This is a genomic window from Streptomyces sp. NPDC032822, assembly GCF_055578825.1.
The window spans coordinates 315826-342338 of sequence record NZ_JBVIOL010000009.1; the positions used below are offsets into that span (position 1 = coordinate 315826).

At 69.6% G+C, this 26513-nt stretch carries 22 protein-coding genes and 2 riboswitches; of the genes, 10 read left to right on the forward strand and 12 right to left on the reverse strand.

Going from position 1 to position 26513, the window contains the following annotated elements:
• The first annotated feature begins 86 nt into the window (after positions 1 to 86).
• Positions 87 to 1292 (forward strand): alpha/beta hydrolase, encoded by a 1206-nt coding sequence (locus tag ACZ5VD_RS26460; RefSeq protein ID WP_468548713.1) that lies wholly within the window; start codon positions 87 to 89, stop codon positions 1290 to 1292.
• Here the strand turns inward: ACZ5VD_RS26460 and ACZ5VD_RS26465 are convergent.
• From ACZ5VD_RS26465 to ACZ5VD_RS26505, 9 genes are all read right to left on the reverse strand, one after another.
• Positions 1201 to 1857 (reverse strand): trimeric intracellular cation channel family protein, encoded by a 657-nt coding sequence (locus ACZ5VD_RS26465; protein ID WP_468548714.1) that lies wholly within the window; start codon positions 1855 to 1857, stop codon positions 1201 to 1203. The genes ACZ5VD_RS26460 and ACZ5VD_RS26465 overlap by 92 nt on opposite strands.
• Before the next feature lie 63 nt (positions 1858 to 1920).
• Positions 1921 to 3138, reverse strand: coding sequence for an ABC transporter ATP-binding protein (locus ACZ5VD_RS26470; RefSeq protein ID WP_468548715.1), 1218 nt, complete (start codon positions 3136 to 3138; stop codon positions 1921 to 1923).
• Between the two features lie 23 nt (positions 3139 to 3161).
• Positions 3162 to 4259 (reverse strand): ABC transporter ATP-binding protein, encoded by a 1098-nt coding sequence (locus ACZ5VD_RS26475; protein WP_468548716.1) that lies wholly within the window; start codon positions 4257 to 4259, stop codon positions 3162 to 3164.
• The gene (locus tag ACZ5VD_RS26480) at positions 4256 to 5254 is read right to left on the reverse strand and encodes an ABC transporter permease (protein ID WP_468548717.1); all 999 of its coding nucleotides are present in this window, start codon (positions 5252 to 5254) and stop codon (positions 4256 to 4258) included. Before ACZ5VD_RS26480 ends, ACZ5VD_RS26475 begins: the two co-directional genes overlap by 4 nt.
• Before the next feature lie 111 nt (positions 5255 to 5365).
• Positions 5366 to 7162 carry an ABC transporter substrate-binding protein gene (locus ACZ5VD_RS26485; RefSeq protein ID WP_468683513.1) on the reverse strand — a complete coding sequence of 599 codons (1797 nt, stop codon included), beginning with the start codon at positions 7160 to 7162 and terminating at the stop codon, positions 5366 to 5368.
• Positions 7163 to 7232: 70 nt separating this feature from the next.
• Positions 7233 to 8240 (reverse strand): ABC transporter permease, encoded by a 1008-nt coding sequence (locus tag ACZ5VD_RS26490; RefSeq protein ID WP_468548719.1) that lies wholly within the window; start codon positions 8238 to 8240, stop codon positions 7233 to 7235.
• 307 nt (positions 8241 to 8547) lie between these two features.
• Positions 8548 to 9348, reverse strand: coding sequence for an enhanced serine sensitivity protein SseB C-terminal domain-containing protein (locus ACZ5VD_RS26495; protein WP_468548720.1), 801 nt, complete (start codon positions 9346 to 9348; stop codon positions 8548 to 8550).
• A 198-nt stretch (positions 9349 to 9546) separates the two neighbouring features.
• Positions 9547 to 10350 carry an enhanced serine sensitivity protein SseB C-terminal domain-containing protein gene (locus ACZ5VD_RS26500; RefSeq protein ID WP_468683515.1) on the reverse strand — a complete coding sequence of 268 codons (804 nt, stop codon included), beginning with the start codon at positions 10348 to 10350 and terminating at the stop codon, positions 9547 to 9549.
• Between the two features lie 68 nt (positions 10351 to 10418).
• On the reverse strand, positions 10419 to 11093 hold the full coding sequence (locus tag ACZ5VD_RS26505) for an AAA family ATPase (protein ID WP_468548776.1): 675 nt from the start codon (positions 11091 to 11093) through the stop codon (positions 10419 to 10421).
• Between the two features lie 171 nt (positions 11094 to 11264).
• Positions 11265 to 11375, forward strand: a riboswitch (glycine riboswitch).
• Positions 11376 to 11489: riboswitch (glycine riboswitch) on the forward strand.
• A gap of 37 nt (positions 11490 to 11526) precedes the next feature.
• Between ACZ5VD_RS26505 and gcvT the strand changes: the two genes are divergently transcribed.
• The 5 genes from gcvT to ACZ5VD_RS26530 all read left to right on the forward strand — a co-directional run bounded on the left by gcvT (position 11527) and on the right by ACZ5VD_RS26530 (position 17726).
• Positions 11527 to 12645 carry a glycine cleavage system aminomethyltransferase GcvT gene (gcvT, locus tag ACZ5VD_RS26510; RefSeq protein ID WP_468548722.1) on the forward strand — a complete coding sequence of 373 codons (1119 nt, stop codon included), beginning with the start codon at positions 11527 to 11529 and terminating at the stop codon, positions 12643 to 12645.
• 109 nt (positions 12646 to 12754) lie between these two features.
• On the forward strand, positions 12755 to 13132 hold the full coding sequence (gcvH, locus tag ACZ5VD_RS26515) for a glycine cleavage system protein GcvH (protein WP_468683517.1): 378 nt from the start codon (positions 12755 to 12757) through the stop codon (positions 13130 to 13132).
• A gap of 15 nt (positions 13133 to 13147) precedes the next feature.
• Complete coding sequence (gene glyA, locus ACZ5VD_RS26520; RefSeq protein ID WP_468683519.1) at positions 13148 to 14410, forward strand: serine hydroxymethyltransferase; 1263 nt, start codon at positions 13148 to 13150, stop codon at positions 14408 to 14410.
• 89 nt (positions 14411 to 14499) lie between these two features.
• On the forward strand, positions 14500 to 15882 hold the full coding sequence (locus ACZ5VD_RS26525) for an L-serine ammonia-lyase (RefSeq protein WP_468548725.1): 1383 nt from the start codon (positions 14500 to 14502) through the stop codon (positions 15880 to 15882).
• A gap of 41 nt (positions 15883 to 15923) precedes the next feature.
• Positions 15924 to 17726: a hypothetical protein gene (locus ACZ5VD_RS26530; RefSeq protein ID WP_468683521.1), complete on the forward strand. Its 1803-nt coding sequence runs from the start codon at positions 15924 to 15926 to the stop codon at positions 17724 to 17726.
• Positions 17727 to 17736: 10 nt separating this feature from the next.
• On the opposite strand, the gene ACZ5VD_RS26535 is transcribed toward ACZ5VD_RS26530, so the two are convergent.
• Entirely contained in the window at positions 17737 to 20157 is a 2421-nt protein-coding gene (locus tag ACZ5VD_RS26535; protein WP_468548727.1) for an XRE family transcriptional regulator, read from the reverse strand.
• 189 nt (positions 20158 to 20346) lie between these two features.
• Here ACZ5VD_RS26535 and ACZ5VD_RS26540 point away from each other — a divergent pair, with 189 nt between their 5' ends.
• The 4 genes from ACZ5VD_RS26540 (at position 20347) to ACZ5VD_RS26555 (ending at position 25351) form a co-directional block, all read left to right on the forward strand.
• Positions 20347 to 20904, forward strand: a complete 558-nt coding sequence (locus tag ACZ5VD_RS26540) for a glycoside hydrolase family 25 protein (RefSeq protein ID WP_468683523.1) — start codon at positions 20347 to 20349, stop codon at positions 20902 to 20904.
• A gap of 105 nt (positions 20905 to 21009) precedes the next feature.
• The gene (locus tag ACZ5VD_RS26545) at positions 21010 to 21393 is read left to right on the forward strand and encodes a toll/interleukin-1 receptor domain-containing protein (RefSeq protein WP_468548729.1); all 384 of its coding nucleotides are present in this window, start codon (positions 21010 to 21012) and stop codon (positions 21391 to 21393) included.
• Between the two features lie 77 nt (positions 21394 to 21470).
• Complete coding sequence (locus ACZ5VD_RS26550; RefSeq protein ID WP_468548730.1) at positions 21471 to 24773, forward strand: HEAT repeat domain-containing protein; 3303 nt, start codon at positions 21471 to 21473, stop codon at positions 24771 to 24773.
• 29 nt (positions 24774 to 24802) lie between these two features.
• On the forward strand, positions 24803 to 25351 hold the full coding sequence (locus tag ACZ5VD_RS26555) for an MOSC domain-containing protein (protein ID WP_468683524.1): 549 nt from the start codon (positions 24803 to 24805) through the stop codon (positions 25349 to 25351).
• Between the two features lie 22 nt (positions 25352 to 25373).
• On the opposite strand, the gene ACZ5VD_RS26560 is transcribed toward ACZ5VD_RS26555, so the two are convergent.
• Complete coding sequence (locus ACZ5VD_RS26560) at positions 25374 to 26051, reverse strand: NADPH-dependent F420 reductase (protein WP_468683526.1); 678 nt, start codon at positions 26049 to 26051, stop codon at positions 25374 to 25376.
• Positions 26052 to 26264: 213 nt separating this feature from the next.
• Positions 26265 to 26477, reverse strand: coding sequence for an EF-hand domain-containing protein (locus ACZ5VD_RS26565; RefSeq protein ID WP_307677425.1), 213 nt, complete (start codon positions 26475 to 26477; stop codon positions 26265 to 26267).
• Positions 26478 to 26513: the final 36 nt, after the last annotated feature.

The window sequence follows — 26513 nt, forward strand, 5'->3', positions numbered from 1 at the left end:
ACCTCCAGGTGAGCGGCGGGCAATTTTTCGGTAAGTGTCCCCACTCGTCCGTCAACCCGAGGCTCCGGAACGCGCTCTCCGAAGACATGAGCCTCACCGGGACCCCGTTCCTCTCCGCCCTGGCCGCGCTGGCCGTCGTCGCCCTCGTGCTGCCGCTCGCGCTGTGGTCGCGGATGCGGGGGCCCCGTGCCCTGCGCGCCGCGGTCCGGGTACTGATGCTGCTGTTCGCGCAGGGCACGGCGGTCGCCCTGGTCTTCGTCCTGGTCAACAACCAGAACAGCCTCTACGACAACTGGGCCGACCTCCTCGGCACCGGCGACCACGTCCAGCAGGCCGCCGACCTGGGGGCCGACGGCACCGGCGGGATCGCCCTGGCACGGCTGCCCCGGGTGCGCCAGACCTTCACCGGCACCGGGGACGTGCGCGTCACCCAGCTCAGGGGCCGGGTCTCGGGCGTGAACGCCGAGGTCTACGTCTCGCTGCCGCCGCAGTACGACGACCCCGCCTACCGGCACCACAGGTTCCCGGTCGTCGAGCTGCTGCCCGGCTACCCCGGCTCGGCGAAGGCCTGGTTCGATTCCCTGCACGCCGACGAACAGCTGCGGCCGTTGATGCGCGACGGCCGGGTCGCGCCGTTCATCCTGGTCGCCCCGCGCACCAACCTGCTGGCCGGCGTGGACACCGGCTGCGCCAACATCCCGGGCACGGTGAACGCCGACACCTGGCTCAGCGTGGACGTGCCGAGAATGGTCATGGACAACTTCCGCGCCGAGTCCGCCCCGGCGGGCTGGGCGGTGGCCGGGTACTCGGCGGGCGCGCACTGCGCGGCGAAGCTCGCCGTCGCGCACCCGGGCCGCTACCGGGCCGCGGTCAGCCTGTCCGGGTACAACGACCCGATCGGCGAACGCGCCTCGCTGGCCGCGCAGAACCCGGTCCTGCGGAACGCCAACAACCCGTACCTGCTGCTGCGCGCGGCCCGCACCCCGCCCCGGATCGCGCTCTACCTCTCCGGCCAGCCGCACGACGGCTACGAGGCCGCGGTGGCGCTGGAAGAGAGCGCGAAGGCACCGACGACCGTGCACGTCGTCTACGTCCCGAGGAGCGCCGGCGGCCACACCATGGCGCTGTGGCGACCGCAGGTGGTGCCCGCCTTCCGCTGGCTGACGCAGGAGATGGGTCTGCCGCGCACCCGGGCGGGCGCTACTCCTCGCGCACCGTCGACCGCCGGTTCCACGCGCGCGGCGCTCGCCAGTGGAACCGCATCGCGAGCAACCGCAGGACGAAGGCGGTGACGACCGCGAGCGCGCTGGTGAACGGGGTCAGGGTGTCGTAGTGGATGCACAGCACGACCATGGTGGCGCCGACGATCGCCGGGACCGCGTACAGGTCGCGGTCCCAGCGCAGCAGCGAGGGCACCTCGTTGGCGAGCACGTCCCGCAGCACCCCGCCGCCGACCGCGGTGGCGAGGCCGAGGGTCGCCGACTGGGTGAGGCCGAGCCCGTACTCGTACGCCTTCGTGGTGCCGGAGACGCAGAACAGACCGAGGCCGGCCGCGTCGAAGACGTTCACGCCGGTCTGGATGCGCTCCACGTGCGGGTGCAGGAAGACGACCAGGAGGGCGGCGAGCAGCGGGGTCACGAAGTACCCGAGGTCGGTGAAGGCGGCGGGCGGCACGGCCCCGATGATCAGGTCCCGGAACAGCCCGCCGCCCAGCGCGGTGACCTCGGCGAGAACGGCGATGCCGAAGACGTCGAAGTTCTTGCGGACGGCCAGCAGGGCGCCGGAGATGGCGAAGACGAAGATGCCGATCAGGTCGAGCGTGTGCTGGACGGACGGGCTGAACAGTTGCTGAAGCACCCTGCCATTCTCACCCAGCACTGAACCCCTGCCTTGCAATACAAGGCAGGGGTTCGGGTCTGCTTACTTGTCGTCGGTGTCCTTGGAGACCTCGGTCTCCGCGTCCGCCTCGACCGCGGCCTCGGCCTGGACCTCGGCCGCCACCGCCGCCGACGTCTCCGCCGACTCCGCCAGCACCTCGGCCGCGACCAGCTCGGCCGCCTCCTTGGCCACGGTCAGCAGCACCGTGTCCTGCGGGGCCTGGTCCTCGAAGTTCTCCGGGTGGTGGCAGGCGACCTGCTGGCCGGGCTTCAGCTCGACGAGCGGCGGCTCGACCGTCGTGCAGATCTGCGTCGCCTTCCAGCACCGGGTGTGGAAGCGGCAGCCGCTCGGCGGGGAGATCGGCGAGGGCACGTCACCCTTGAGCAGGATCCGCTCGCTCTTGGCGTTCTTGCGCCGCGGGTCCGGGATCGGCACCGCCGACATCAGCGCCTTGGTGTACGGGTGCATCGGCGCCTTGTACAGCGACTCGCGGTCGGCGAGCTCCACGATCTTGCCGAGGTACATCACGGCGATCCGGTCCGAGACATGCCGGACGACGGACAGGTCGTGGGCGATGATCACGTACGTCAGGCCCAGCTCCTGCTGGAGGTCGTCCAGCAGGTTCACCACCTGCGCCTGGATCGACACGTCCAGTGCGGAGACCGGTTCGTCCGCCACGACCAGCTTCGGGTTGAGGGCGAGCGCGCGGGCGATGCCGATGCGCTGGCGCTGGCCGCCGGAGAACTCGTGCGGATAGCGGTTGTAGTGCTCGGGGTTGAGACCGACCACCGACAGCAGCCGCTGGACCTCCTTCTTGACGCCGCCCTCGGGCGTGACGCCCTGGAGCTTGAAGGGGGCACTGATGATCGTGCCGATCGTGTGGCGCGGGTTCAGCGACGAGTACGGGTCCTGGAAGATCATCTGCACGTCGCGGCGCAGCGGACGCATGCCGCCCACGCCGAGGTGCGTGATGTCCTTGCCCTCGAACTCGACCGTGCCGGCCGTCGGTTCGAGCAGCCGGGTGATCAGCCGGCCCATCGTCGACTTGCCACAGCCGGACTCGCCCACCACGCCGAGGGTCTCGCCCGACTTCACCTCGAAGTCGAGGCCGTCGACCGCGCGCACCGCGCCGACCTGCCGCTGGAGCAGGCCTTTTCGGATCGGGAAGTGTTTCTGGAGCCCGGTCACCTTCAGCAGGGTCTCGCCCGGCGCCGCGTCCTTGTCGAGGCGAGCACCTTCACTCTGCGCAGGGAGGGTCACTGCTGCGTCCTTAGGGGTCTCGCTCACAGCTTCGGCGCAATCTCTTCGATCCAGATCCGCTCCCGCTGCTCCTGCGACATGTGGCAGGCGGCCCAGTGCTGGCTGCCGACCTCGGTCAGCTCGGGACGGACCGTGCGGGTGAGGTCGTCCTTGGGGATGTCGGCGTACGGGCAGCGCGGGTTGAAGGCGCAGCCGGACGGGATGTTGATCAGGGAGGGCGGGGAGCCCTTGACCGGGATCAGCCGCTCCTGCTGGTCGCGGTCGAGGCGCGGCATCGAGCCGAGCAGGCCCCAGGTGTAGGGGTGGCGGGGCTCGTAGAACACCTTCTCGGCCGGGCCGCGCTCGATGCAACGCCCGCCGTACATCACCAGGATGTCGTCGGCGAGTTCGGCGACGACGCCCAGGTCGTGGGTGATGACGATGACCGCGGAGCCGAACTCCTTCTGCAGGTCGCGGATCAGGTCGAGGATCTGCGCCTGGACGGTCACGTCCAGGGCGGTCGTCGGCTCGTCCGCGATGAGCAGTTCGGGGTTGTTGACCAGGGACATCGCGATCATCGCGCGCTGGCGCATACCGCCGGAGAACTCGTGCGGATAGCTGTCGACGCGCTTGTCGGGCTGCGGGATGCCGACGCGCTCCAGCATCTCCACGGCCCGCCGCTTGGCGGCCTTCTTGTCCACGTTGTGGTGCGTGCGGTACGCCTCCACGATCTGCTGGCCGATCGTGTAGTACGGGTGCAGCGCGGACAGCGGGTCCTGGAAGATCATCGCCATCTGGCGGCCGCGCAGTTTGCGCACGTCGTCCGGGTTCGCGGTCAGCAGCTCGGTGCCGTCCAGCCAGATCTCGCCGGAGATCTGTGCCTTGCGCTTGCCGTACTGGCCGGCGGTGTGCAGGCCCATGATGCCGAGCGAGGTCACCGACTTGCCGGAGCCCGACTCGCCCACGATGCCGAGGGTCTTGCCCTTCTCCAGCTTGAAGCTGAGTCCGTCGACGGACTTGACCAGGCCGTCGTCGGTCGGGAAGTGCACCTTCAGGTCGCGCACTTCGAGGAAGGAACTCGGGGCGGGCGAGGTGCCGGTGGGTTCCCCCACGGCGGCTCCGCTCTTGCTGAGTTCGGTCATGAGAGCCTCACTCGGGGGTCGATCACGGCGTACAGGACGTCCACCACGAGGTTGGCGACGAGCACCGCCACGGAGGTGATCAGGGTGACGCCCAGAATGATGGGCAGGTCCTGGGTCCGGATGGCGTTGAGCACGGCCTGTCCGAGTCCGGGCAGGCTGAACGTGGTCTCGGTGAGGATCGCGCCGCCGATGAGGGCGCCGAGGTCCATGCCGAGCATGGTCAGGATGGGGGTCATCGTGGAGCGCATGGCGTGCTTGCCGATGACCTTCTGCTCCTTGAGGCCCTTGGCGCGGGCCGTGCGGATGTAGTCCTCGCCGAGGATCTCCAGCATGGTGGCCCGGGTGATCCGGGCGTACATCGCCGCGTAGAGGAACGCGAGGGTGATCCACGGCAGGATCATGCCGCCGAAATAGCCGGAGAAACTCTCGTCGAGCGGCACGTACTGGCCGTCGAACAGCTTCAGCCCGAAGACGAAGATCGCCAGCGAGAGCATGCCGGTGAAGTAGATGGGGAGGGAGACGCCCGCGAGCGCGACGACCATCGCGCCGCGGTCCCAGAAGCTGCCCCGCTTGAGCGCGGAGAGCACACCCGCCGAGACACCGAGGAGCAGCCACAGCACGGCCGCGCCGAGCGCCAGTCCCAGGGTCACCGGGAAGCGGTCGGTCAGCACCGGCCAGACGGCCTGCTCACTGCGGAAGGAGTAGCCGAAGCACGGGGCCGCGCACTCGGTGACGTCGCCGCCGCCCGAGTAGGTGCGGCCGGTGAAGATGCCCTTGAAGAACTCCCAGACCTGGACGTAGATCGGGTCGCCCAGTCCCAGTTTCTGCCGTACCGCCTCGACGGCGGCAGGGTCGGCCTGCTTGCCCACGAAGCTCGTGGCGATGTCCACGCCCGCCCACTTGGGGACGAGGAAGAAGATGCAGAAGACCACCATGACGATGACCACGAGCATCACTGCGGCGGCGAACAACCGCCTGATGAGGTAAGCGAGCACAGCTCTCGGCCCGCCGCGGACCGCGGGCCACCGGAGGTCTTCCGGCGGCCCGCGATCACACTGCGCCGGCCTTCACCTGCCTTTCGTGCCGTTCGGCGGGTGTGCCGGTTGTCAGGTCGTGGACTTCAGGCCGAGGTTGACGAAGTCGTACATGCCGCTGTAGCCGTCGGACGTGTAGACGTTCGCCAGGTTGCTGCCACGCCAGTTGATGAACTTCTCGAAGACGAAGGGCAGGTAGTAGCCGCCCTCCATGACCTTGTGGTTGATCTCCGTGGAGATCTGGGTCTTGCCCGAGTCGTCCAGCGTGGTGACGTAGTCGTCGAAGAGACCGTTGATGGTCTTGTCGTCGATCAGGGCGAAGTTGTTGTTGCCGCTCTCCAGGATGTACGAGCCGTCCCACAGCGGGAGACCGAAGCCCTGCACGGACGGGAAGTCCGGGCCCCAGCCCATGATGATGATGCCGTAGCCCTTCTTCTTCACGTTCTCGGGGCTACCGATGATGCCGGAGGTCTGCGAGCCGTCGTACTGGTCGATGTCGACGCTGATGCCGACCTTCTTCAGCGACGCCTGCAGGGACTGGGCCGTGGCCACCTCGACCGGCTTGTTGTTGCGGACCGCGATGGTGGTGCTGAAGCCGCTCGGCTTGCCGCAGGCCTTCAGCTCCTCCTTGGCCTTGACGGCGTTGCCGCTCTTGTTGGCACCGTTGAGCTCGTACGGGTCGTACGCCTGGCCCTCGGCGCCCGGGACGGACGGCGGGAGCATGTTGGTGCCGATGTCGCCACCGGCGACCGGACCACCGCGGGCGGTCTGCAGCGACACGTGGTCGGCGCCGTAGATGACGGCCTTGCGGCAGTGCTCGTTGTCGAACGGCTTCACGCTCTGCGGGAAGACCGCGTAACGGACGTAGCCGGAGACCGGGTTGTCCAGGTTGGCCTTGTGCTGCTTCAGGGCGGTGGTGCGGCCCTGCGGCGACATGCCGGTCTGGTTGATGTCGAGGTCGAGGTCACCGCTGATCAGACGCTGGTCGAGATCGTTGGCGTTCGAGAAGAACTTGACCGTGATCTTGTCCGGGTACGCCTTGCGGATCGGGTCCGAGGTCTGCTTCCACTCGGTGTTGCGGACCAGGGTCAGGTCCTTGCCCGGGCTGTACGACTGGAACTTGTACGGGCCGGAGGAGAACGGGTGCAGACCGTACTTGGACTTGGTGTCCTTGTCCTGACGGACCGGGGACGCCGAGGTCAGGGCCAGCATCTCCTCGAAGTCCGAGTTGGCCTTCGGCAGCTTGAAGACGATGGTCTTGTCGTCGGGCGTCTCGATCGCCTTCAGACCCAGCTTGTCCGCGGACTTGTCCTTGTACGGGCCCTTGTAGTCGCCCTTGGGGTCGAGGACGTCCTTCAGGTAGACCGGGCCGCCGGACAGCACGTCCTGCGCCCAGACGCGCTCGATGCCGTACTTCACGTCCTTGGACGTGATCGCCTTGCCGTCCTCCCACGTGATGCCCTCACGCAGGGTGTACGTGTAGGTCTTCCCGTCGTCGGTGACCTTGGCGACGTCGGTGGCGAGGTCCGGGGTGACCTCGGCGCCGGCCTTGCCGGTCTCCGCCTTGTTCGTGACCAGCTGGCGCGAGTAGTAGCGCGAGAAGTTCCACATGAAGCCGTAGTAGCCGCGCGTGGTGTCCCACGAGTCGGCGTCCTGGGCGCCACCGAACTTCAGCGTGCCACCCTTCTTGGCCAGCGAGGCCTGGGCGACCTTGTTGTTCGCGGCGTCGTAGCCGGCGGCGCCGGTCTTCGAACCGCCGTCGTCGTCAGAGCCACCGCCGCCGCACGCCGCCGTGGTCAGCAGCGCAGCGACCGCGGCGACGGCGGCCAGTGCCTGCTTTCGCCGCCCTGAGGTGCGTTGGGTAGTCACGATCTCGGATCCTCCGGATTAGATGAGAGACCCCGTAGTCGATGCCACGGGACGCTTGGGGTACGGCAGTTCAGCGGGAGCCCTTGGGGTCCAGCGCGTCCCGCACGCCGTCGCCGAAGAGGTTGAAGGCAAGGACGGTGATGAAGATCGCCACACCCGGAACGACCATGTACATGGGGTCGGCGTCGTAGTAGTCGAGCGCGCTGGAGAGCATCTGTCCCCAGGAGGCCGTGGGCGGCTTGACGCCCACGCCGAGGAAGCTGAGCGCCGCCTCGGTGAGGATGTTGGTGGGGATCATCATCGTCGTGTACACGATGATCGGCGCCACCAGGTTGGGCAGCAGCTCCTTGAACAGGATGTAGATCCGCCCGGCGCCCAGCGACCGGGCCGCCTCGACGTACTCCCGCTCGCGCAGGGAGAGCGTCTGGCCGCGCACCACACGTCCGATGTAGGGCCAGCCGAAGAATCCGATGACCAGGATCATCACGAAGACGCGCACGCCGGTGCCGGTCAGTCCCAGCATCTCGTTCGGCATGACGGAGACCAGCGCGATGATGAACAGCAGCTGCGGGAAGGCCAGCAGGCCGTCCATGACGCGGCTGATGGCGGAGTCGACCCAGCCGCCGAAGAAGCCGGCGAGGACTCCGAGGATCGTGCCGAGGATGACGGCGACGATCGCGGACAGGAAGCCGACCAGCAGCGAGATCCGGGCGCCGTAGAGGATGCGGGCGAGGATGTCGCGGCCGTTGACCGGCTCGACACCGAGGAGGTGGTCGCCGCTGATGCCGCCCAGCGATCCCGTGGGTGTGCCGAACAGCGGGTCGATCAGGTTCTCGTGGTACAGGTCGGGGTCCTGCCCGAGAAGCTTGGTGATCACGGGGGCGAAGACGGCGACGATGATGAGGATCAGCACCACGACGCCACCGGTCAGGGCGAGCTTGTCCCGCTTCAGGCGCTCCCAGGCGATCCGGCCCAGGGAGCGCCCCTGTACGGCCTTCGGATCGGCGCTGACCAGCGCCGCTTCTTCGGCCGCGCTCGGGGCCGCTTCCGCGGTCGGCTCGTGCAATGGTGCCGTCATCTGGCAGGGACCCCTCTCAACCGGCGGTAGCCGGCCCGCACTTGCCGCTGTGGCGGCGTTGATCAGTCCGTCGTTCCTGGGGCGAAGGCCCCTGGTGCGGGAGTCTTCAACGCTTTGGCGATCTGTTGCCAGACTTGGCGGTGAATGGATGCATAAACGTGATGCGGGCCAGAGGGTTCCGTTATCCGGACGGCGGGTAACGCGGGTCGGACGCGGACCAATGGGGACATAGGGTACACGCAGGCATTATCCACCCCTATCTACGCGCGAAGACGAGGGGGGCCGCCGACGCCGGCGGCATGTACTCTCAGTAACTGCCGCGGGCCGGCGGATAGCCGTACCCGGCCGCCGGCGCCTGGGCCGGGGCGGGCGCGGCGTGGGCCTCGCGGTCGTAGAACGGCCGGGCGCTCGCCCGCATCCAGAGCGCCACCGGGTCGTACTCGTCGGACATCGCCACGGTCGACACCGGCAGCCCGTCGGGGACCGCGCCGATCGACTGCTGCATCATCGCGCGCACCGAGTCCACGGCCGGCGGGCTGGTGTCGTACACGTCGAGCCCGATGGCGAGGTAGGGCGCCCCGAGCGCGGGCTGCACCCAGGCGCGGCGCAGCGCGCGCACGGCCGGGGTGTGGTGGGCGTTCTGCGCGAGCAGGCCGTAGAACTGCGGGATCTCGATGCCGGGCTCGGACAGCCGCAGCGGGCCGGCGGGCTGGCGCTCCAGTCCGGTCGCGATGCGGCGCAGGTCGAGCCAGGGGATGCCGACGCCGCCGCCGGGGGCGTGCGGGTTCAGCCAGAGCCCGAAGTGGTCGGGGTAGAGGGTGCGGGCCACGTCGACCCCGTCGACGACTTCGTAGGAGCGGTTCCAGCCGCTGGCCGAGAGCTCCTGGGCCGAGGTGACACAGGGGGCGTAGCCGTAGCTGTCGACCGCCATGCTGCCGTACTGGGCGTCGGGGGAGCCTGCCTGGCCGTGCCAGAGGAGCATCCAGACCTGGCCGGAGCCCGGGGTCGCGAGGGCGCGAAGGAGCGCCTCGTAGGCGTCGTAGCGCCCCGGCGTCACCTGGCGCAGCATGTGCTCGACCTGGCCGGCTGCGATGCCGCTGGCGCTCACCTGTACCGCCCCTTCGTGAAGTTGCCGTGGTTATGAAACAGCTTATGTGGCGTGGCCGACAGGAGCGGCCCAGGAGCTCGGGGCTTTCGGTTCGTCGGCGAGTGCGGGTGGTGTGTGGCCGGTCGCGCTCACGCGGCGGAGCCGCACATCGATACAGCCCCGCGCCCCTTTCAGGGGCGCTGCCCTTCGCGGCGTCCTCTAGTAGCCCAGTTGGTAGAAGGGGCGGACCTGGTCCCTCATCCAGTGGCCGACCGGGTCGTCGGCCACGTCGAGGAGGACCAGGTTGACCGGCCAGGGAGCCGGGGCCAGGCCGAGGGCGGCGGCCAGCGCGTCCATGGGGGCCGTGCGCAGGTCGGGGGCGTCCCAGTGGGCGAGTTCGACGCCGACGAACATGACCGGGGCGGCCGTCTCGATGGCGGCGAGGCAGCGACGGGCCGTGCGGATCACGCCGGTCGCGGCGAACTCGGCGGAGGCCGCGGCGAGGAAGTCGATGGGGTCGTCCTGCCAGTCCGGTTGGTAGAGCCGGACGCGACCGCCGCCGGCCTGGCCGTCCAGCAGGGAGCGGCCGGTGCGGCAGAGGTCGGCCACCGCGGCCGGGGGCAGCGGCACACCGACCGTGCCGTCCGGGTTCACGGCGATGCCGAGCTGCGGGGGCAGACCGCGGGCGAACTCCACCGCGGGCGCGATGGTGTACGACATGTGCGCGCCGGCGACCTGGCGGAACTGCTCCTCGGAGCTGAAGACCGGCACATAGGCCTGGCCGTCGATCTCCAGGGTGGGCAGATCGAGCGGGCCGCTGTGCGGGCCGCCGCCACCGGGCAGCGGCACCCAGACGAAGCTGCGGCCGAGCACTTCGACGATCCGTCCGCCCGCCCCGGGGACGCCGAGAGAGGCCGAGAGCACCTCCTCCAGTTCGTTGCCGGGCCATCCGCCGTGGGGATGGGAGGGTGTCTGTGCCGGGAACTCCGAGAAGCCCGCGGGGAAGTCCGTCGGGAAGTCCATCTGCCGCCTACCGCCTGCCGAGTACCGCTGTGGTGGCTGAAAGGCTAGCGGGTGCGGACATGTCGGGGTCAGCCGGTGAAGCCGATCCGCCGCAGGACGTCCGCCGCGTCCCGGTCGATCAGGACCGCCGAGCCGCATCCCTGGGGCAGGTCGCCGTCCTCCACCGAGCTGATCAGACGGGAGGCCGCGCCCCGGTGGCGCAGGAACGCGTACCGCGAGACTCCCCGGCCGCGCTCGCGCTGGCCGGCCAGCGCGGTGTCCGGTGTGACGTCGAGCAGCAGCAGGTGCAGGACGCCGCCCCGGCGACGGGCCTCGCGGGCCAGCCAGCCGCGCACCCAGGCCTGGGTGCCGCAGTCGTGCACCACGACGCCCGCACCGGAGCGCAGCGCGCGGCGCAGCCCGGCGTAGTGGGCGAGGCGGACCAGCGGGCGGTAGACCGCGTAGGGCAGCAAGCGCGACAGGCGGCCGTCCCAGTGGTCGCGGGTGTCCTGGGAGTCGATCCGGACGCCCTTGACCGTGCGCCGCATCAGCGTGGACTTGCCGCTGCCCGGCAGGCCCGTGATGACCACGAGGTCCTGGGGGGCGAAGAGCAGTGCGTGCGGGCTGTGGCCACCGCGGTCACGCAGGTCGCGGACGACGGGTGCGGCAAGCGGTGCGCAGGCCTCCTCGGCCGGTGCCGTGGGCTGCTGAGGCAGCGCGAGGGCCGAGGTGGTCGCGTACGCCGTGGTCCTGTTCACCGTGATCGTCCTCCCCTGGGGTGGTCACGAGTCCCTCCCCGTCGAGTGTAAAGAGAAGGTAATACGCGGTGTCTCGTGTTTTCATGCGCTTACTGCCACAGCCCGGTTACAGATCCGGCCCTGCCGCGCGCCGGGGATGCGTGCAATGATGTCGGCGCCAACTGCATACCGGCCGTTTGAATCCGCGCGGGAGAGTTCCGGGTCGTACGTGTGTCGTACGAGTGCCCGGACGCCGAAGGAGCAAGTCCCTCCCTTGAATCTCTCAGGCACCGTTACCGCACGGGCGAGGCACATCTGAAAAGCGGGCCGCCCCGACAGCGGCCCCACCCAAGGTGCAAGTCGTGACCACCGTTTCGCGGGGTCGCGTCGAACCTCTCAGGTTCCGATGACAGATGGGGAGGAACGACCTCGCCGTCATGCCTTGGGAGACAACCGTCCGATGAGCAGCACCGCACCCCGTCTTACGGCCCTCGACGCCCTGCATCGTTCGCTGGGCGCGACGATGACCGACTTCGCCGGCTGGGACATGCCCCTGCGCTACGGCTCCGAGCGCGACGAGCACCACGCCGTCCGCACCCGTGCCGGTCTCTTCGACCTCTCGCACATGGGCGAGATCACGGTGACCGGGCCGCAGGCCGCCGCCCTCCTGAACTTCGCGCTCGTGGGCAACATCGGGTCCGTCGGCGTGGGCCGCGCCCGCTACACCATGATCTGCCGGGCCGACGGCGGCATCCTGGACGACCTGATCGTCTACCGGCTCGCGGACACCGCGTACATGGTCGTCGCCAACGCCTCCAACGCCCAGGTCGTCCTGGACGCCCTCGTGGAGCGGGCCGACGGCTTCGACGCCGAGGTGCGCGACGACCGGGACGCCTACGCGCTGATCGCCGTACAGGGCCCCGAGTCGTCCGGCGTGCTCAAGTCGCTCACCGACGCCGACCTCGACGGCCTGAAGTACTACGCCGGGCTGCCCGGCACCGTCGCCGGCGTCCCCGCGCTGATCGCCCGCACCGGGTACACCGGCGAGGACGGCTTCGAGCTGTTCGTGAAGCCGGAACACGCCGTCGAGCTGTGGCAGGCCCTCACCGAGGCCGGCGAGGGCGTCGGCCTGGTCCCCTGTGGTCTGTCCTGCCGGGACACGCTGCGCCTGGAGGCGGGCATGCCGCTGTACGGGCACGAGCTCTCCACGGAGCTGACCCCCTTCGACGCCGGGCTCGGCCGCGTGGTGAAGTTCGAGAAGGAGGGCGACTTCGTGGGGCGCGCCGCCCTGCGCGAGGCCGTCGACAACCTCGACCACGAGCCGCCGCGCGTCCTGGTCGGCCTGATCGCCGAGGGCCGCCGTGTCCCGCGCGCCGGGTACCCGGTCGTCGCCGACGGCCGGGTGATCGGCGAGGTCACCTCCGGCGCCCCCTCGCCCACGCTGGGCAGGCCGATCGCGATGGCGTACGTCGACGCCGGGCACGCGGCGCCGGGCACCGCGGGCGTGAGCGTGGACATCCGGGGCAGCCACGAACCGTACGAGGTCGTGGCGCTGCCGTTCTACAAGCGACAGAAGTAGACACTCGAAGCGGTCCGTGCGTGACCCTGCGCACATTCCCGCCGCTCACGCACGTCTCCAGCAGTCCCCCCTTCATCAGCACTCCCCCGCGTACAGGAGAATTCAGGCCATGAGCAACCCCCAGCAGCTGCGCTACAGCAAGGAGCACGAGTGGCTGTCGGGCGCCGAGGACGGCGTCTCGACGGTCGGCATCACGGAGCACGCGGCCAACGCGCTCGGCGATGTCGTGTTCGTCCAGCTCCCGGAGGTCGGTGACACGGTGGCCGCGGGCGAGACCTGCGGCGAACTGGAGTCGACCAAGTCGGTGAGCGACCTGTACTCCCCCGTGGCCGGCGAGGTCACCGAGGTCAACGAGGACGTCGTCAACGACCCGTCCTTGGTGAACTCCGCCCCGTTCGAGGGCGGCTGGCTGTTCAAGGTACGCATCGCGGAGGAGCCGGCCGACCTGCTCTCCGCCGACGAGTACACCGCCTTTTCCGCCGGCTGAGGAGTCGTACACCTGATGTCCGTTCTGAACACGCCCCTGCACGAGCTCGACCCGGAGGTCGCCGCCGCGGTCGACGCCGAGCTGCTGCGCCAGCAGTCCACCCTCGAAATGATCGCCTCGGAGAACTTCGCGCCCCTCGCGGTGATGGAGGCGCAGGGCTCGGTCCTCACCAACAAGTACGCCGAGGGCTACCCGGGCCGCCGCTACTACGGCGGCTGCGAGCACGTCGACGTCACCGAGCAGATCGCGATCGACCGGGTCAAGGAGCTGTTCGGCGCCGAGTACGCCAACGTGCAGCCCCACTCGGGCGCCTCCGCCAACCAGGCCGCGCTGTTCGCGCTGGCCCAGCCCGGCGACACCATCCTCGGCCTGGACCTCGCCCACGGCGGTCACCTGACCCACGGGATGCGGCTGAACTTCTCCGGCAAGCAGTTCGACGTGGTCGCCTACCACGTGGACGAGGCCGGTCTCGTCGACATGGCCGAGCTGGAGCGGCTCGCCAAGGAACACCGCCCGAAGGTGATCATCGCGGGCTGGTCGGCGTACCCCCGCCACCTGGACTTCGCCGAGTTCCGCCGGATCGCCGACGAGGTCGAGGCGTACCTCTGGGTCGACATGGCGCACTTCGCGGGGCTGGTCGCGGCGGGCCTGCACCCGAACCCGGTCCCGTACGCGGACGTCGTCACCTCCACCACCCACAAGACGCTGGGCGGCCCGCGCGGCGGGATCATCCTCGCCAAGCAGGCCTTCGCCAAGAAGCTGAACTCCTCCGTCTTCCCGGGCTTCCAGGGCGGTCCCCTGGAGCACGTGATCGCGGCGAAGGCGGTCTCCTTCAAGGTCGCCGCCTCGGAGGACTTCAAGGAGCGCCAGCGGCGGACCGTCGAGGGCGCCCGGATCCTCGCCGAGCGGCTCACGGCCGCCGACGCCCGGGAGGCCGGTGTGAACGTCCTGTCCGGCGGCACCGACGTGCACCTGCTCCTGGTCGACCTGCGCGAGTCCGAGCTGGACGGCCGGCAGGCCGAGGACCGTCTCCACGAGGTCGGCATCACGGTCAACCGCAACGCCGTCCCGAACGACCCGCGCCCGCCGATGGTGACGTCCGGTCTCCGTATCGGTACGCCGGCCCTGGCCACCCGCGGCTTCACCGCCGAGGACTTCGCCGAGGTCGCGGACGTCATCGCCGAGACCCTCAAGGCGTCCTACGACGCGGCGGCGCTGGCCGCCCGGGTGAAGGCCCTCGCCGACAAGCACCCGCTGTACCCCGGTCTCAACAAGTAGTTCCTTTTCGTGGGGTGTCCCGCACACTCGAAGGTGAGCGGGGCACCCCACGGGAAACCCCCTGCACCACCCCGTTCTGAGGAGTCCCCGTGGCCATCTCGGTCTTCGACCTGTTCTCGATCGGCATCGGCCCGTCCAGCTCCCACACGGTCGGCCCGATGCGCGCGGCCCGCATGTTCGCCCGCCGGCTGCGCAACGAGGGCCTGCTGGAGGCGACCGCCTCGGTGCGCACCGAGCTGTACGGCTCCCTCGGCGCGACCGGCCACGGCCACGGCACGCCCAAGGCGGTCCTGCTCGGCCTGGAGGGCGACTCGCCACGAACGGTGGACGTGGAGCAGGCCGATGGGCGGGTGGAGGAGATCAGGGAGGCGGGCAGGATCCGGCTGCTGGGCGAGCACGAGATCCCGTTCGCCTTCGACGACGACCTCGTCCTCCACCGCCGCAAGACCCTGCCGTACCACGCGAACGGCATGACCCTGTGGGCGTACGACGCCTCGGGGGCGGAACTCCTCACGAAGACGTACTACTCGGTGGGCGGCGGGTTCGTCGTCGACGACGACGCGGTGGGCGCGGACCGCATCAAGCTCGACGACACGGTCCTCAAGTACCCCTTCCGCACGGGCGACGAGCTGCTGCGCCTGGCCCGGGAGACGGGCCTGTCCATCTCCTCGCTGATGCTGGAGAACGAGCGTGCCTGGCGGACCGAGGAGGAGATCCGGACCGGGCTGCTGGAGATCTGGCGGGTGATGCAGGCGTGTGTGTCGCGCGGCATGTCCCGCGAGGGCATCCTGCCGGGCGGGCTGAAGGTCCGCCGCCGAGCGGCCATGACGGCCCGCCAACTCCGCGCGGAGGGCGATCCGTTGGCGCACGCCATGGAGTGGAGCACGCTCTACGCGATGGCGGTGAACGAGGAGAACGCGGCGGGCGGCCGGGTGGTGACCGCGCCGACCAACGGTGCCGCGGGCATCATCCCGGCGGTCCTGCACTACTACGTCAACTTCGGGGCGGGGGGCGCCTCCGAAGGGGAGAAGGAGGACGGGGTGGTCCGCTTCCTGCTGGCCGCCGGCGCGATCGGCATGCTCTTCAAGGAGAACGCCTCCATCTCCGGCGCCGAGGTCGGCTGCCAGGGCGAGGTCGGCTCCGCCTGCTCCATGGCGGCGGGAGCGCTCGCCGAGGTCCTGGGCGGTAGCCCCGAACAGGTCGAGAACGCCGCCGAGATCGGTATGGAACACAACCTCGGCCTCACCTGCGACCCGGTCGGCGGCCTGGTCCAGATCCCGTGCATCGAGCGCAACGGCATGGCCGCGGTGAAGGCGGTCACGGCGGCGAAGATGGCGATGCGCGGCGACGGTTCGCACAAGGTGTCCCTCGACAAGGTCATCAAGACGATGAAGGAGACGGGGGCCGACATGTCCGTGAAGTACAAGGAGACGGCCCGGGGCGGGCTGGCGGTCAATATCATCGAGTGCTGAGGAGCCGTTCGGGTCAGTCGAGTCAGGGGAGCAAGCCGGCCGTGACGGGTGGGGCAGCACGGTTGCGGGTACCGGTGGGCGAGGACGCGGAGCGCTGGGTCACCCGCGTGGGTTGTCGTCGCGTCCTGCTCGTCGTGCACAACGTGACGTCCGCGACCCGCCTGTTGGACGTGCTCCCGCTGTTCCACAGCGATGTCCGGGTGCAGTTGTTCGCGACCTGCACGGGGTCGTCCCCGTTCCTGGCCGGGGTGCCCGGGCTGTTGGAGCGGGCGGGGCTGCCGGTCCTCCCCTGGGAACAGGCCAGGGACACGACGTTCGACCTGGTGGTGGCGGCGAGCTACGGCGGTGAACTCGGTTCGGTACAAGGCAAGTTGGCCGTGTTGTCCCACGGGGTTGGGTACAATAAGAGGCTGGCTACACCGGACACCGGACACCGGACACCGGACACCGGACATCCGGTCTTCGGCCTTTCGCGGGACTGGGTGCTGGAGGACGGGCGCCCCATCGCCACCGCCATGGTCCTGTCGCACCCCGAACAACTCGCGAGACTCCGCTCGGCCTGCCCCGAGGCGGCGCCCACCGCGGTACTCGCGGGAGACCCCTGCTACGACCGCCTCCTCGACGCGCTCCCCCAACGCGACCGTTTCCGCCGCGCGTTGGGCGTGGGGCCCGACCAGCGGCTGATCGTCGTCAGTTCGACCTGGGCGCCGCGTTCACTCTTCGGCGGCGGCGAGGAGACAGGTACCGGCGGGCCCGGCACCGACGATCTGCTGCCCTGGCTGCTGTCACGGCTGGCGGCGGAGCTGCCGGCCGACGAGTACCGGACGACCGCCGTCCTGCATCCGAACATCTGGTACGGACACGGTCCCGGGCAGGTCCGTGCGTGGCTGGACAACGCGCGGCGGGCCGGCCTTGAGGCGATCGATCCGCTGGACGGCTGGAGGCAGGCCCTGATAGCCGCCGACTGCGTCCTCGGAGACCATTCGAGCGTCAGCTACTACGCGTCGGCCACCGGCGTCCCCGTCCTGCTCGGAGCGTTCCCCGAGGAAGACCTCGACCCGCTCTCCCCGGTGGCCGCCTTCGGCCGCAGAGCCCCTCGTCTGCGGCGCCGCGGCAGCCTGCGCGCCCAGATCGACCAGGTGATCGCCTCGCACGATCCCGGCCGCTACAAGGAGCTGACGGAACAGACCAGTTCGTCACCGGGCGAGTCGGCGATCCTCCTGCGCCGCCTCTTCTACGACCTCATGGGCATCCCCGAGCCCGGGCAACACCCGGCGCTGCTCGACCCGTTGCCGCTGCCGCCGTATCTCCCCGCCCGTGTCACCGCCCCGATCCGGGTCCTCGCCCGGCAGATCGGTACGGATCCGCCGGAGGTCGGCCTCGTCCGGTACGCCGTCGTCGGTGACGAGCCGGACCCGTCGCAGGACCCGGGGGCGGGCCCGGTGGACACCGCCCACACGGTGGTCGACGAGGAGACCCGGGAGACCGGTCGGCTGCGCGTCGCCGACATCGTCGTACGGCATGCGGCCGGGGACGACCCGCGGCTGGGCCCGCCGGCCGCCTGGACATCGGAGACGCTGGACCGCTACCCGTACTGCGGGCTGGTCGCCTACGTCGACGGACCGGACCGCTGTGTCGTGCGCACCCGCGAGGGGGATCTCGTACGGCTGTCCGCGGCCACGGACGTCGACGGCCGGCCCGACCTGTGTGATCCCGCCGTCTACGCCTCCGCGCTCTACGCCTGGACGGCGAGCGGCAGGCCTGTGGCGTCGGCCGGCCCCGAGATCACCGTACGCACCGGTGCGGCGGTGCACCGCGTGGCCGTCGAGCCGTACTCGCCCTGAGCGGGCCCCCTCAGGCCTCCGTCTCGGCCAGGCGTGCCCGCACCCGTTCGAGGCCGGCCCGGTCGCGGTTCCTCTCGAAGCACGCGGCGGCGGCGCGCAGGTCCTCCGCCTCCTCCGCCGGGCGGCCGGAGCCGCGATGGCACTCCGCCCTCGCCACGAGGGCGTCGGCGAGTTGCAGCCCCGCGCCCGCCTCGACCATGGTCTCGACGGCCGCGTCCAGGCACACGCGGGCGAGTTCCGGGTCGCCCGCGCCCAAGTGGGCGTCGGCGAGGCTCATATAGACACGGCCCGCGTTGTAGGGGTCGCCGCCCGGCAGCTCGCGGAACCGGGCGAGGGCGTCGTTGAGCCGGGGGACGGCGGCGGTGAAGTGCCGCTGCCCGGTCCGGGCGCGGGCGATGTGGTGCTCCAACAGGGCGGTGGCACGCGGCAGATCCTTCTCGCCGTCCTCGCCCGGGCCGATCCGGCCGAGGATCTCCCGCGCCTCCTCGAAGCACCGCTGCGCCGCCTCGAACTCCCATTTCCTGAGGTGGAGCAGCCCTCGGGCCTCGCTCGCGGTCGCCTCCCCGCGGTGATGGCCGCACGCCCGGTCCGCGTCCCTGGCCTGGTCTAGGGCGCTCTCGGCTTCGCCCGCCTGGCCGAGTCCCATGTGGCCGAAGGCGAGTTGCACGCACATGCGGCCCACGGCACGCGGGTCGCCGAACTCGGCCGCGCCGCGCCGGGCGGCCTCGACACCGAGCAGATGGGTGTCGATCCACTGGGTGTGGAAGCCGAGCAGCAGATGCAGACCCCACAGCGCCTCGCACAACTGCCAGACGAGGTCGTCGAAGCCGTGGTGCGCGGCGGCCCGGACGACGGCCGCGAGGTTCTCCCGCTCGGTCCGGAGTTCCTCCAGGGCGCGTTTGCCGTCCGCCGGGTCACGGTCCTCCGGGACGGCGAGTCCCTGGTAGGCGGGGCCGAGCCGCCAGCGCAGCGGCATGACCCGGAAGTCCGCCCCCGCCGCGAACCGCAGCTGTGCGACCGCCACCCGGCGGACCGCGGCGGCCATGCGGCCGTGGCCGTCCTCGGCGACCGCGAGGTCGCGGGCGTGCGCCCGGGTCAGGTCGTGGAAGCGGTAGCGCTCCTCCCCGACCTCCTCCAACAGGTGGACGCGGGCGAGCTGTTCAAGAAGCGCACGGGCCTCCTCCTCGCTGACGCCGGCGGCGGCCGCGGCGCACCTGACGGTCAGCGTCGGCCAGGCCCACACCGCCGTCGCACGGTAGAACGCGGCGCAGGCGGGCGTCAGTTCGGCGTAGGAGACGTCCTGGGCGAGCCGGACGGGATCGGCTGCGGTCGCCGAGGCGTCGGGGCCTCCGTCTCGCATGGCGGTGCCTTCCTGGTGGCCGTGGATCCGGTCGGACAACTCGCGCGCGACGCGCTCCCAGGTCAGGTGTTCCCGGACGGCCAGTCCAGCACCCGTGGTGCACACCGCGAGGGGAATCCCACCGGTGCCCTCCACGACGGCCCGGACGACCGCGTCCGACGCCGGCGGGCGGTCCCCTCCGACGACCCGTCTGATCAGACTGACGGAGTCCTCGGTCGACAGCGGCCCGAGGGGGAACGGCCGGGCACCGTGCCCGGCGACCAGGCGCCCCGGCCGATGCCGACTCGTCACCAGGACAAGGCACTTCGGCGAGGCCGGGAGCAACGGAACGACCTGGGCGTCGTCATGGGCGTTGTCCAGGACGACGATCATGCGCCGGTCGGCTGTGCAGTCCAGGTACAGATCCCGCTGGCGTGCTTCGTCGCCCGGCACCATGCCCGGTGGCACCCCGAGCCGTTCCAGGAACCGGGCGAGCACGTCGGAGGAGGAGAGCGCCGTACCGGCCGACGCTCCGTTCAGATCCGCGAACAGGACGCCGTCAGGGAACCGCTCCCCCAGTTCGAACGCGCACTGGACAGCGGCGGCGGTCTTGCCGATGCCACCCGGCCCGGTGAGAGCGACGATCGTCGGCGCGCCCGGCGTACGGTCCTCCGCGTCCAGCAAGGCCGTGATCCCCGCGCGCACGTCCGCGCGGTCGGTGAACACCGCCGTCGTCGGCGGCAGCATCCGCGGCCTGGAGTCGCCCTCCGTCACGGCGGGCACGGCGCGCGGCGCCAGCCACGAGGCCTCACGGACCCACTCGGTCAGCTCCCGCGCGAACTCCGGTGAGGTACGGGCGACTTCCACCAGTCTCGACGCGGCAGCCGTCTGCTCGGCCGCGGTGACGGGCAGCGTGAGCAGGCTCGAACCGCCCGCTCCGGCCCCGGCATCCGGCTCCCCCGCACGGCCTCTGCTGAGCAGCCCGGAGAGCCTTTCCGAGGTCCGCCGGCCCATCTCGCCACCCGCTCCGGAGAGGGCACCGGAAGCGACCGTACCGATGGCCGAGAGCACCATGCCCGTCAACAGTTCCACCCTGGGATCCCCCAACTCTCCGTTCCCACAATGATATCGACGCGATCTCCGGCACCGGGGTCCGGTCATCCGGGCCCGGTGACCGGCCGAGGTCCACGTTTCCCCGTCACGGGCGTAACCCCCGTGCCATGGTGGAACAGCAGTCGACACCCGATTCCTGCCCCCCACAGGCAACTTCAGGGAGCCCCCATGCTGCGCGGTATAGATGTGAGCGCCTACCAGTCCTCCTCCTACACCACGGAGGGTCTCTCCTTCGTCTTCATCAAGGCGACGGAGGGCCGTTCGTACGTCAACTCGAAACTCGCCGGCCAGACGAAGCGGGCCCGCGACGCCGGCCTCGTCGTCGGCTTCTACCACTTCCTCTGGCCGGGCAACCTCACCGCCCAGGCGGAGTACTTCGTCAGCAAGGCACCGGAGAAAGCGGGCGACATCCTCGCCGTCGACTGGGAGACGACCGGCGACGGCACGCACGCGAGCAACGCCGAGAAGGACAGCTTCATCCGCAAGGTGAAGGCACTGCGGCCGAACAACAGGGTCGTCCTGTACGCGAACAGGAACTACTGGCTGAACGTCGACACCACCTCGTACGCGGGCGACGGTCTCTGGATCGCCGACTACGTCACGGCCGGCAAGCCCCGCATCAAGGCGAAGTGGCGGTTCCACCAGTACACCGACGATCCGCTGGACCGGAACGTGGCGGACTTCGCCAGCAGGGCGGCGCTGCGGGAGTGGGCCCGGGGTGCCTGAACGCGAGTGAACATGCCTGAGAGGCAGGGCAGTTGACTGCTCTCCACCCCACCGAGCAGGCGGTCTGTGGGTAGCATGGAGCAACCGACCTGCACGGGACCGAACATGGCGAACGTCTTCATCAGTCACCGCAAGAGCGACACGGCCGCCGCCGATCGGCTCGCCCGGGACATCACCTCCGCCGGACACACGGTGTGGTTCGACGAGTGGCACGTCCAGTTGGGCGACTCCGTCGTGGAGCGGATCAACGAAGGACTGGAAGGCGCCTCCTACCTCGTCCTGTGCTATTCGCAGCACGGCGTGATGAGCGCCTGGACCACCCGCGAGTGGATGTCGGCCCTTCATCGCCAGCTCGAAGGCCAGGCGGTCCGCGTTCTGCCGGTCGCCTTCGGCGGGTCCGCCCCCGCGATTCTGGCCGACATCAAGTACGCCGACCTGGCGGCGGACTGGGATCTGGGAGTCGGCCAGTTGCTCAGGGCGATTCGCTGACCGGGGCGGGAGCGTTCACCGCGAACCGCACATCGGTGACCACTCATCGGGGGAAAGCTCATCGGGGGGAGCCGTACATGGTGCAGGTCCTGATCGCGCACGCCGAAGGCGAGGAGGGGCTCGCCGAGGACATCGCCGAGCCCCTGAGGCGTGCCGGATACGAGGTCGTGCACTACGGCACGCTCCTCATCGGCGAGTCGCTGGGCGAGAAGGCCTCACAGGCGATCGCCCAGGGAAGTCCGGTCGTAGTCTGCGGGACGATCAAGGCTCTGGGCACCGGCTGGGCGTACCGGCTCGTGAACGCGGCACGAGGCCATTCCGGCATCAGGATCTTCGCGTTGCAGATGGAGCAGAACGCGTACCTGGACATGCTGCCGCTCGACGGAAAGGTCGCACGGTACTGGCAGGACCCGAAGAAGGCCGTCTCGGAACTCGTCGACGCCCTGTCGGAGTACTTTCCCGCCAGTGAGACGCCAAGTCGTCGAGGACAGAGCGATCTGGAACGCCGGTACCGGGAGGTCGCCCTCAAGACCTGCGACATCGTCGACCTGGCCTACCTCCCCAACGAGGACCGCGAACTCGCCACCAAGGACCTCCTGCTGCGCAGTCTGTACGTCTCGCTGCGGGTGTCGGTGGAGATCCCCCCGGAAGCCGAGTCGAACGATCTCGACAAGAAACTCCAGGACATGGAGGTCCGTCGCGGGGACCGTGGTTTCGCGGCTCCCGTTCCCGACTCCGCCGCACGCTTCTCCGTGGGCGAGCGGCTCAGGGAATCGAAGCGCCTCGTGGTCCTCGGGGATCCCGGTGCCGGCAAGAGCACGCTGCTGCGCTGGATCGCGACGGCCTACCTCCTGCGCCTCAAGTCGGATCCCGACTGGAAGAAGCTGCCGGACATCGAGACCCTGCCCGAAGCGGACTGGCTCCCCCTGCTCATTCGTTGCCGGGAGATCGACGAGGGGCGGGGTCCGGGGTCGCTCGAAGCCATCATCCGACGCCATCTGCACGACTACCCGCAGTTCTCCGACCGGGAGGCCGAGAGCCTCACCTCCGCACTGCTCGACGCGTTGCGGGAGGGTCGTGTCCTGCTGCTGATCGACGGTCTGGACGAGATCTCCGACCCGGCGCTCCGCGCCCGCTTCTGCCGCCAGATCGAGCAGATCCACGTCGCGTACCCCGAGTCCTCGATCATCGTCACGTCCAGGATCGTCGGCTACCGGGAGATGGGCCTGCGCATCACCCGGGGTTTCGAACACGCCACGGTGCTCGATCTCACCCCGGAGGACAAGGACGACTTCGCGCGGCGCTGGTGCGCGGTGAGCGAACCCCTGCTCCGTCAGGAGACGGCCGCGCAGCTGCTGATCAGCGACATCCACAGCACCGACCGCATCGAGCACCTCACCGGGAACCCGATGCTGCTGACGACCATGGCCCTGGTCAAGAAGAAGGTCGGAAAGCTGCCGAGCCATCGGGCGGACCTCTACCGCGAGGCCGTCGACGTCCTCCTGAGCTGGCGCAGCACCGCGAACGAACGGATCGACCGGTACGAGGCGCTTCCCCAACTCCAGTATCTGGCCTACTCGATGTGCGATGCCGGGATCCAGCAGATGCGGGAGGACGAGGTTCTCGACACGTTGGAGCGGATGCGGGAGGAGTTCCCCACCGTTCGGGCGGCACGACAGCACACGCCGCTGGAGTTTCTTCGCCTGCTGGAGCGCAGGACCGGGATCGTCGTGGAGTCCGGCAATGTCCCCCACGATGGTGGGCTCGTACCGGTCTATGAGTTCCGGCATCTGACGTTCCAGGAGTACCTGGCCGGACTCGCTCTCGTCACCGGCCGGTTCCCGGGGCGGGAGAAAGGGACGTCACTGGCGGAACGGGTCGCGCCTCTCCCTGCCAGGACCTCTCCCGCCACCGGGTTGGCAGGGACGACCGAGCTGGCTGTGTCGGAGGCCTGGCGGGAGGCAATCAGGCTGTGCGTCATGTCGTGCAACGACGACGATGTGGACAGTGTCCTGCGGGCCATCGCCTTCCCCGCGGAGGGTGAGGAAACCGGGACAACGGGTCGGCCAAGGGCGGTACTCGCGTTCTCCTGCCTCTCGGACGAGCCCAACGTCAGTGAGGACGTGGCGATGAGCATCATCGACCGGTTCATCGACGAACTCGGGGACAGTGATGGCGGTGGCCGTATGCACACCGTCGCGGACTCTGCCTCATTCGAAACCGCGAGCTCCCTGTGGGGTCCTGTCTTCAGCAGTCGCATCGTCACCACTTGGCTGGAGAAGCCCCACGAATTCTGGAGGATCACCGGCACCGCGGCCACCGCGCTGGGCAACACCGCGCCCGGTGAACCGGTCCAACTCGCGGCCTGGACACGCGATCAGACCGCTCAGCTTGTCGACCAGCAGACCGAGAAGCGGGTCGAGGCGGCCCTCGCCGTGATGCAGGCCTCCTTCATGAGCAACATCGCGATGGCGCCCAGGCTTGTACCGCGCCTCATGTCCATGCTCTCGCACGGGTCGCACGAGGCCATCGCAGCAGCCTGGGCTCTCTCCTGGCTGGCCAAGGCCGCAGCGCCGTCGGCTGACCACAAGAGAATATGGAAGCCCACGAAACGTCAGCTCGACAGAATCGCGCACGTCATTCAGACCGAGGACGTACCGGCGGAGGCCGTCGGATTTCTCCTGTGGACCCTCGACGAACCCACCGCCTCACGTCATCCCGGCCTGTCCGCCAAGGCGGCCGAGCGGTTCATCGGCACCGACCGGAGAAGCCGCGATCTGATCGCGAACGAGTACACGAAACTATTCCCCGACCAGACAGCCCCGCTCATCGCCGTCCTCCGACATGACGACGAGGACGTCCGTCGCACAGCGGCGGTCCTGTTGACGCGCATGGAGCGCCCCGGGACAGCGGAGCCGCTCGCCGAGGCACTGTCCGGCATCACGGACGGCGAGACACGTGACGCCATCATGCGCACTCTGGGCCGCCTCGGTGACGTGAGAGCGATCAAACCACTGCTCAAGTTGCGGCAGGAGCGCCCCCTTGAGCTGCCGTCGCTCACGGTTGCCGTGCTGGCGACGCTGGGCGACCCCAAAGCCCAACGTGCCGTCACGCGAGCGATGAGGGCCAAGTCCGAGCACACGAGACGGGAAGCCCTATGGTCCCTGGCCACCCTGGAGAAGGACCCCACCGCACAAAGACTTCTCACCCGGGACCTCGATGACGCTGCTCCCGCTATCGACCCCGCCCACCCCATCAGCGAGGACGACGTGAGCGAGGCCTGCACTTCCATGCAGCTCTCCGCGGACGAAATCCGCACCCGCTACGAAGACCTCGCCACCCGCTACCCCCTGAAACTCACCTGGCTCCCCCACCCGTAACCACACCCCTCCTCCGTACCCTCGACGGCATGAGTGGATCCGGATCAGTCAGCGCGGTCAGCAGCAACAGCACGTACTCCTTCACCAAGCCGAACCGGCCGAGCATCACGCTGCTCGCCGGCCTCGGGGTGGAGGGCGACGTGCACTCCGGGGCGACGGTGAAGCATCGCTTCCGGATGGAGAAGGACCCCTCGCAGCCGAATCTCCGCCAAGTGCACCTCATACACGAGGAGTTGTTCGCGGAGGTGCGGGAGGCCGGGTTCGAGGTGGCGGCCGGGGAGCTCGGGGAGAACGTCACGACCCGGGGGATCGATCTGCTGGGACTGCCGGAGGGGACGCTGTTGCACCTCGGCGACGAGGCCGTCGTAGCGGTGACCGGGCTGCGGAATCCGTGTGCGCAGATCGACACCTTCCAGAAGGGGCTGATGAAGCAGGTCGTCGGGCGGGATGCCGACGGGAAGGTGCGCTTCAGGTCCGGGATCATGAGCGTGGTGCTCAGCGGAGGTCCGGTACGGCCCGGGGACCCGGTGAGGGTCGTGTTGCCGGACGGGCCGCACCGGCCCCTCAAGATCGTGTGACCTGACCTGACGTGGCCGCGCCCTAGCCGCGGAACCCCGGCGTACGCTCCCGGCCGGCCTCCGCCAGTGCCTTCTCGACGCCCTCCACACCGGCCCGCAGTCCGTACACCGGGGTGTCGGGCTGCTGGCGCCAGGAGTCGTCGAGGCCACCGGCGTCCACGGTGTCGAAGCCCAGGTCGTCGATGAGGGCCCGTACCTTGCGCTTGGCCGGTTCGTCGTCGCCGGCGACGGGAAGCGCGACGCGGTCGGGGTCACCGGCCGGGCGGGGGCGGTCCAGGATGTCCTGGGCGTAGGTGCCGTTGAAGGCCTTGATGACGGGGTGGCCCAGCTGCTGTGCCGTCCAGCGGCTCTCGGTGAGGCCGTCGTCCTCGATCGCCGCGATCCTGCCGTCACGCTGCTGGGGGTAGTAGTTGCCGGTGTCGATGACGGCGAATCCGTCCGCCGCCTCGTCGAAGAGGCCGGAGGGCAGGTTCGGCACCGCCTTCAGGGGGATCGTGATGACGACGACGTCAGCGCCCCGGGCGGCCTCCTCGACCGGCACGGGGGTCGCGCCCGTCTCCTCGGCCAGCTCGGTGAGGGTCTGCGGGCCACGGGAGTTGGCGACGGAGACCTCGTGGCCGAGGGCGGTGAGGCGTCGGGTGAGGTTGCCGCCGATGTTGCCCGCGCCGATGATGCCGATCTTCATGACAGACCCTTCCAAGGTCGATGCGATCGATGCACATGCATGCTTCTGCCTCACATCAACCTACGGTGACCACCCGCTATTCCGCCGCCCTCTCAAGGCGAACGGGTGATCCGGGAGGGGGCGGGAGCAGGAACACGGAGGGGAGGAACGCAGGGGGAACGCAGGAGGGAGGAAACAGGGCACGAGAAAGGGGGGCACCCGCAGGCGCCCCCCTCCTCGTTCACGTCGTCACTTGCTCAGGTAGGCCCAGAACTCGTCGAACGAGAGCACCTTGTCCCCGTCGAGGTCGCGGGACTTGATGATCACCTCGGCGACCGACTCGGTGACGTTCCAGTCGCCCTGCTGGGCGAGGGCGGTCTTGAACTCGGCGGCGGTGATGAAGCCGTCACCGTCAGTGTCGATCCGCTGGAAATGCTTGCGTGCTTCTTCGATGTCCGCCACCGATCCGCCCCTTAACTCGTACCTTGCTGTCTCGTT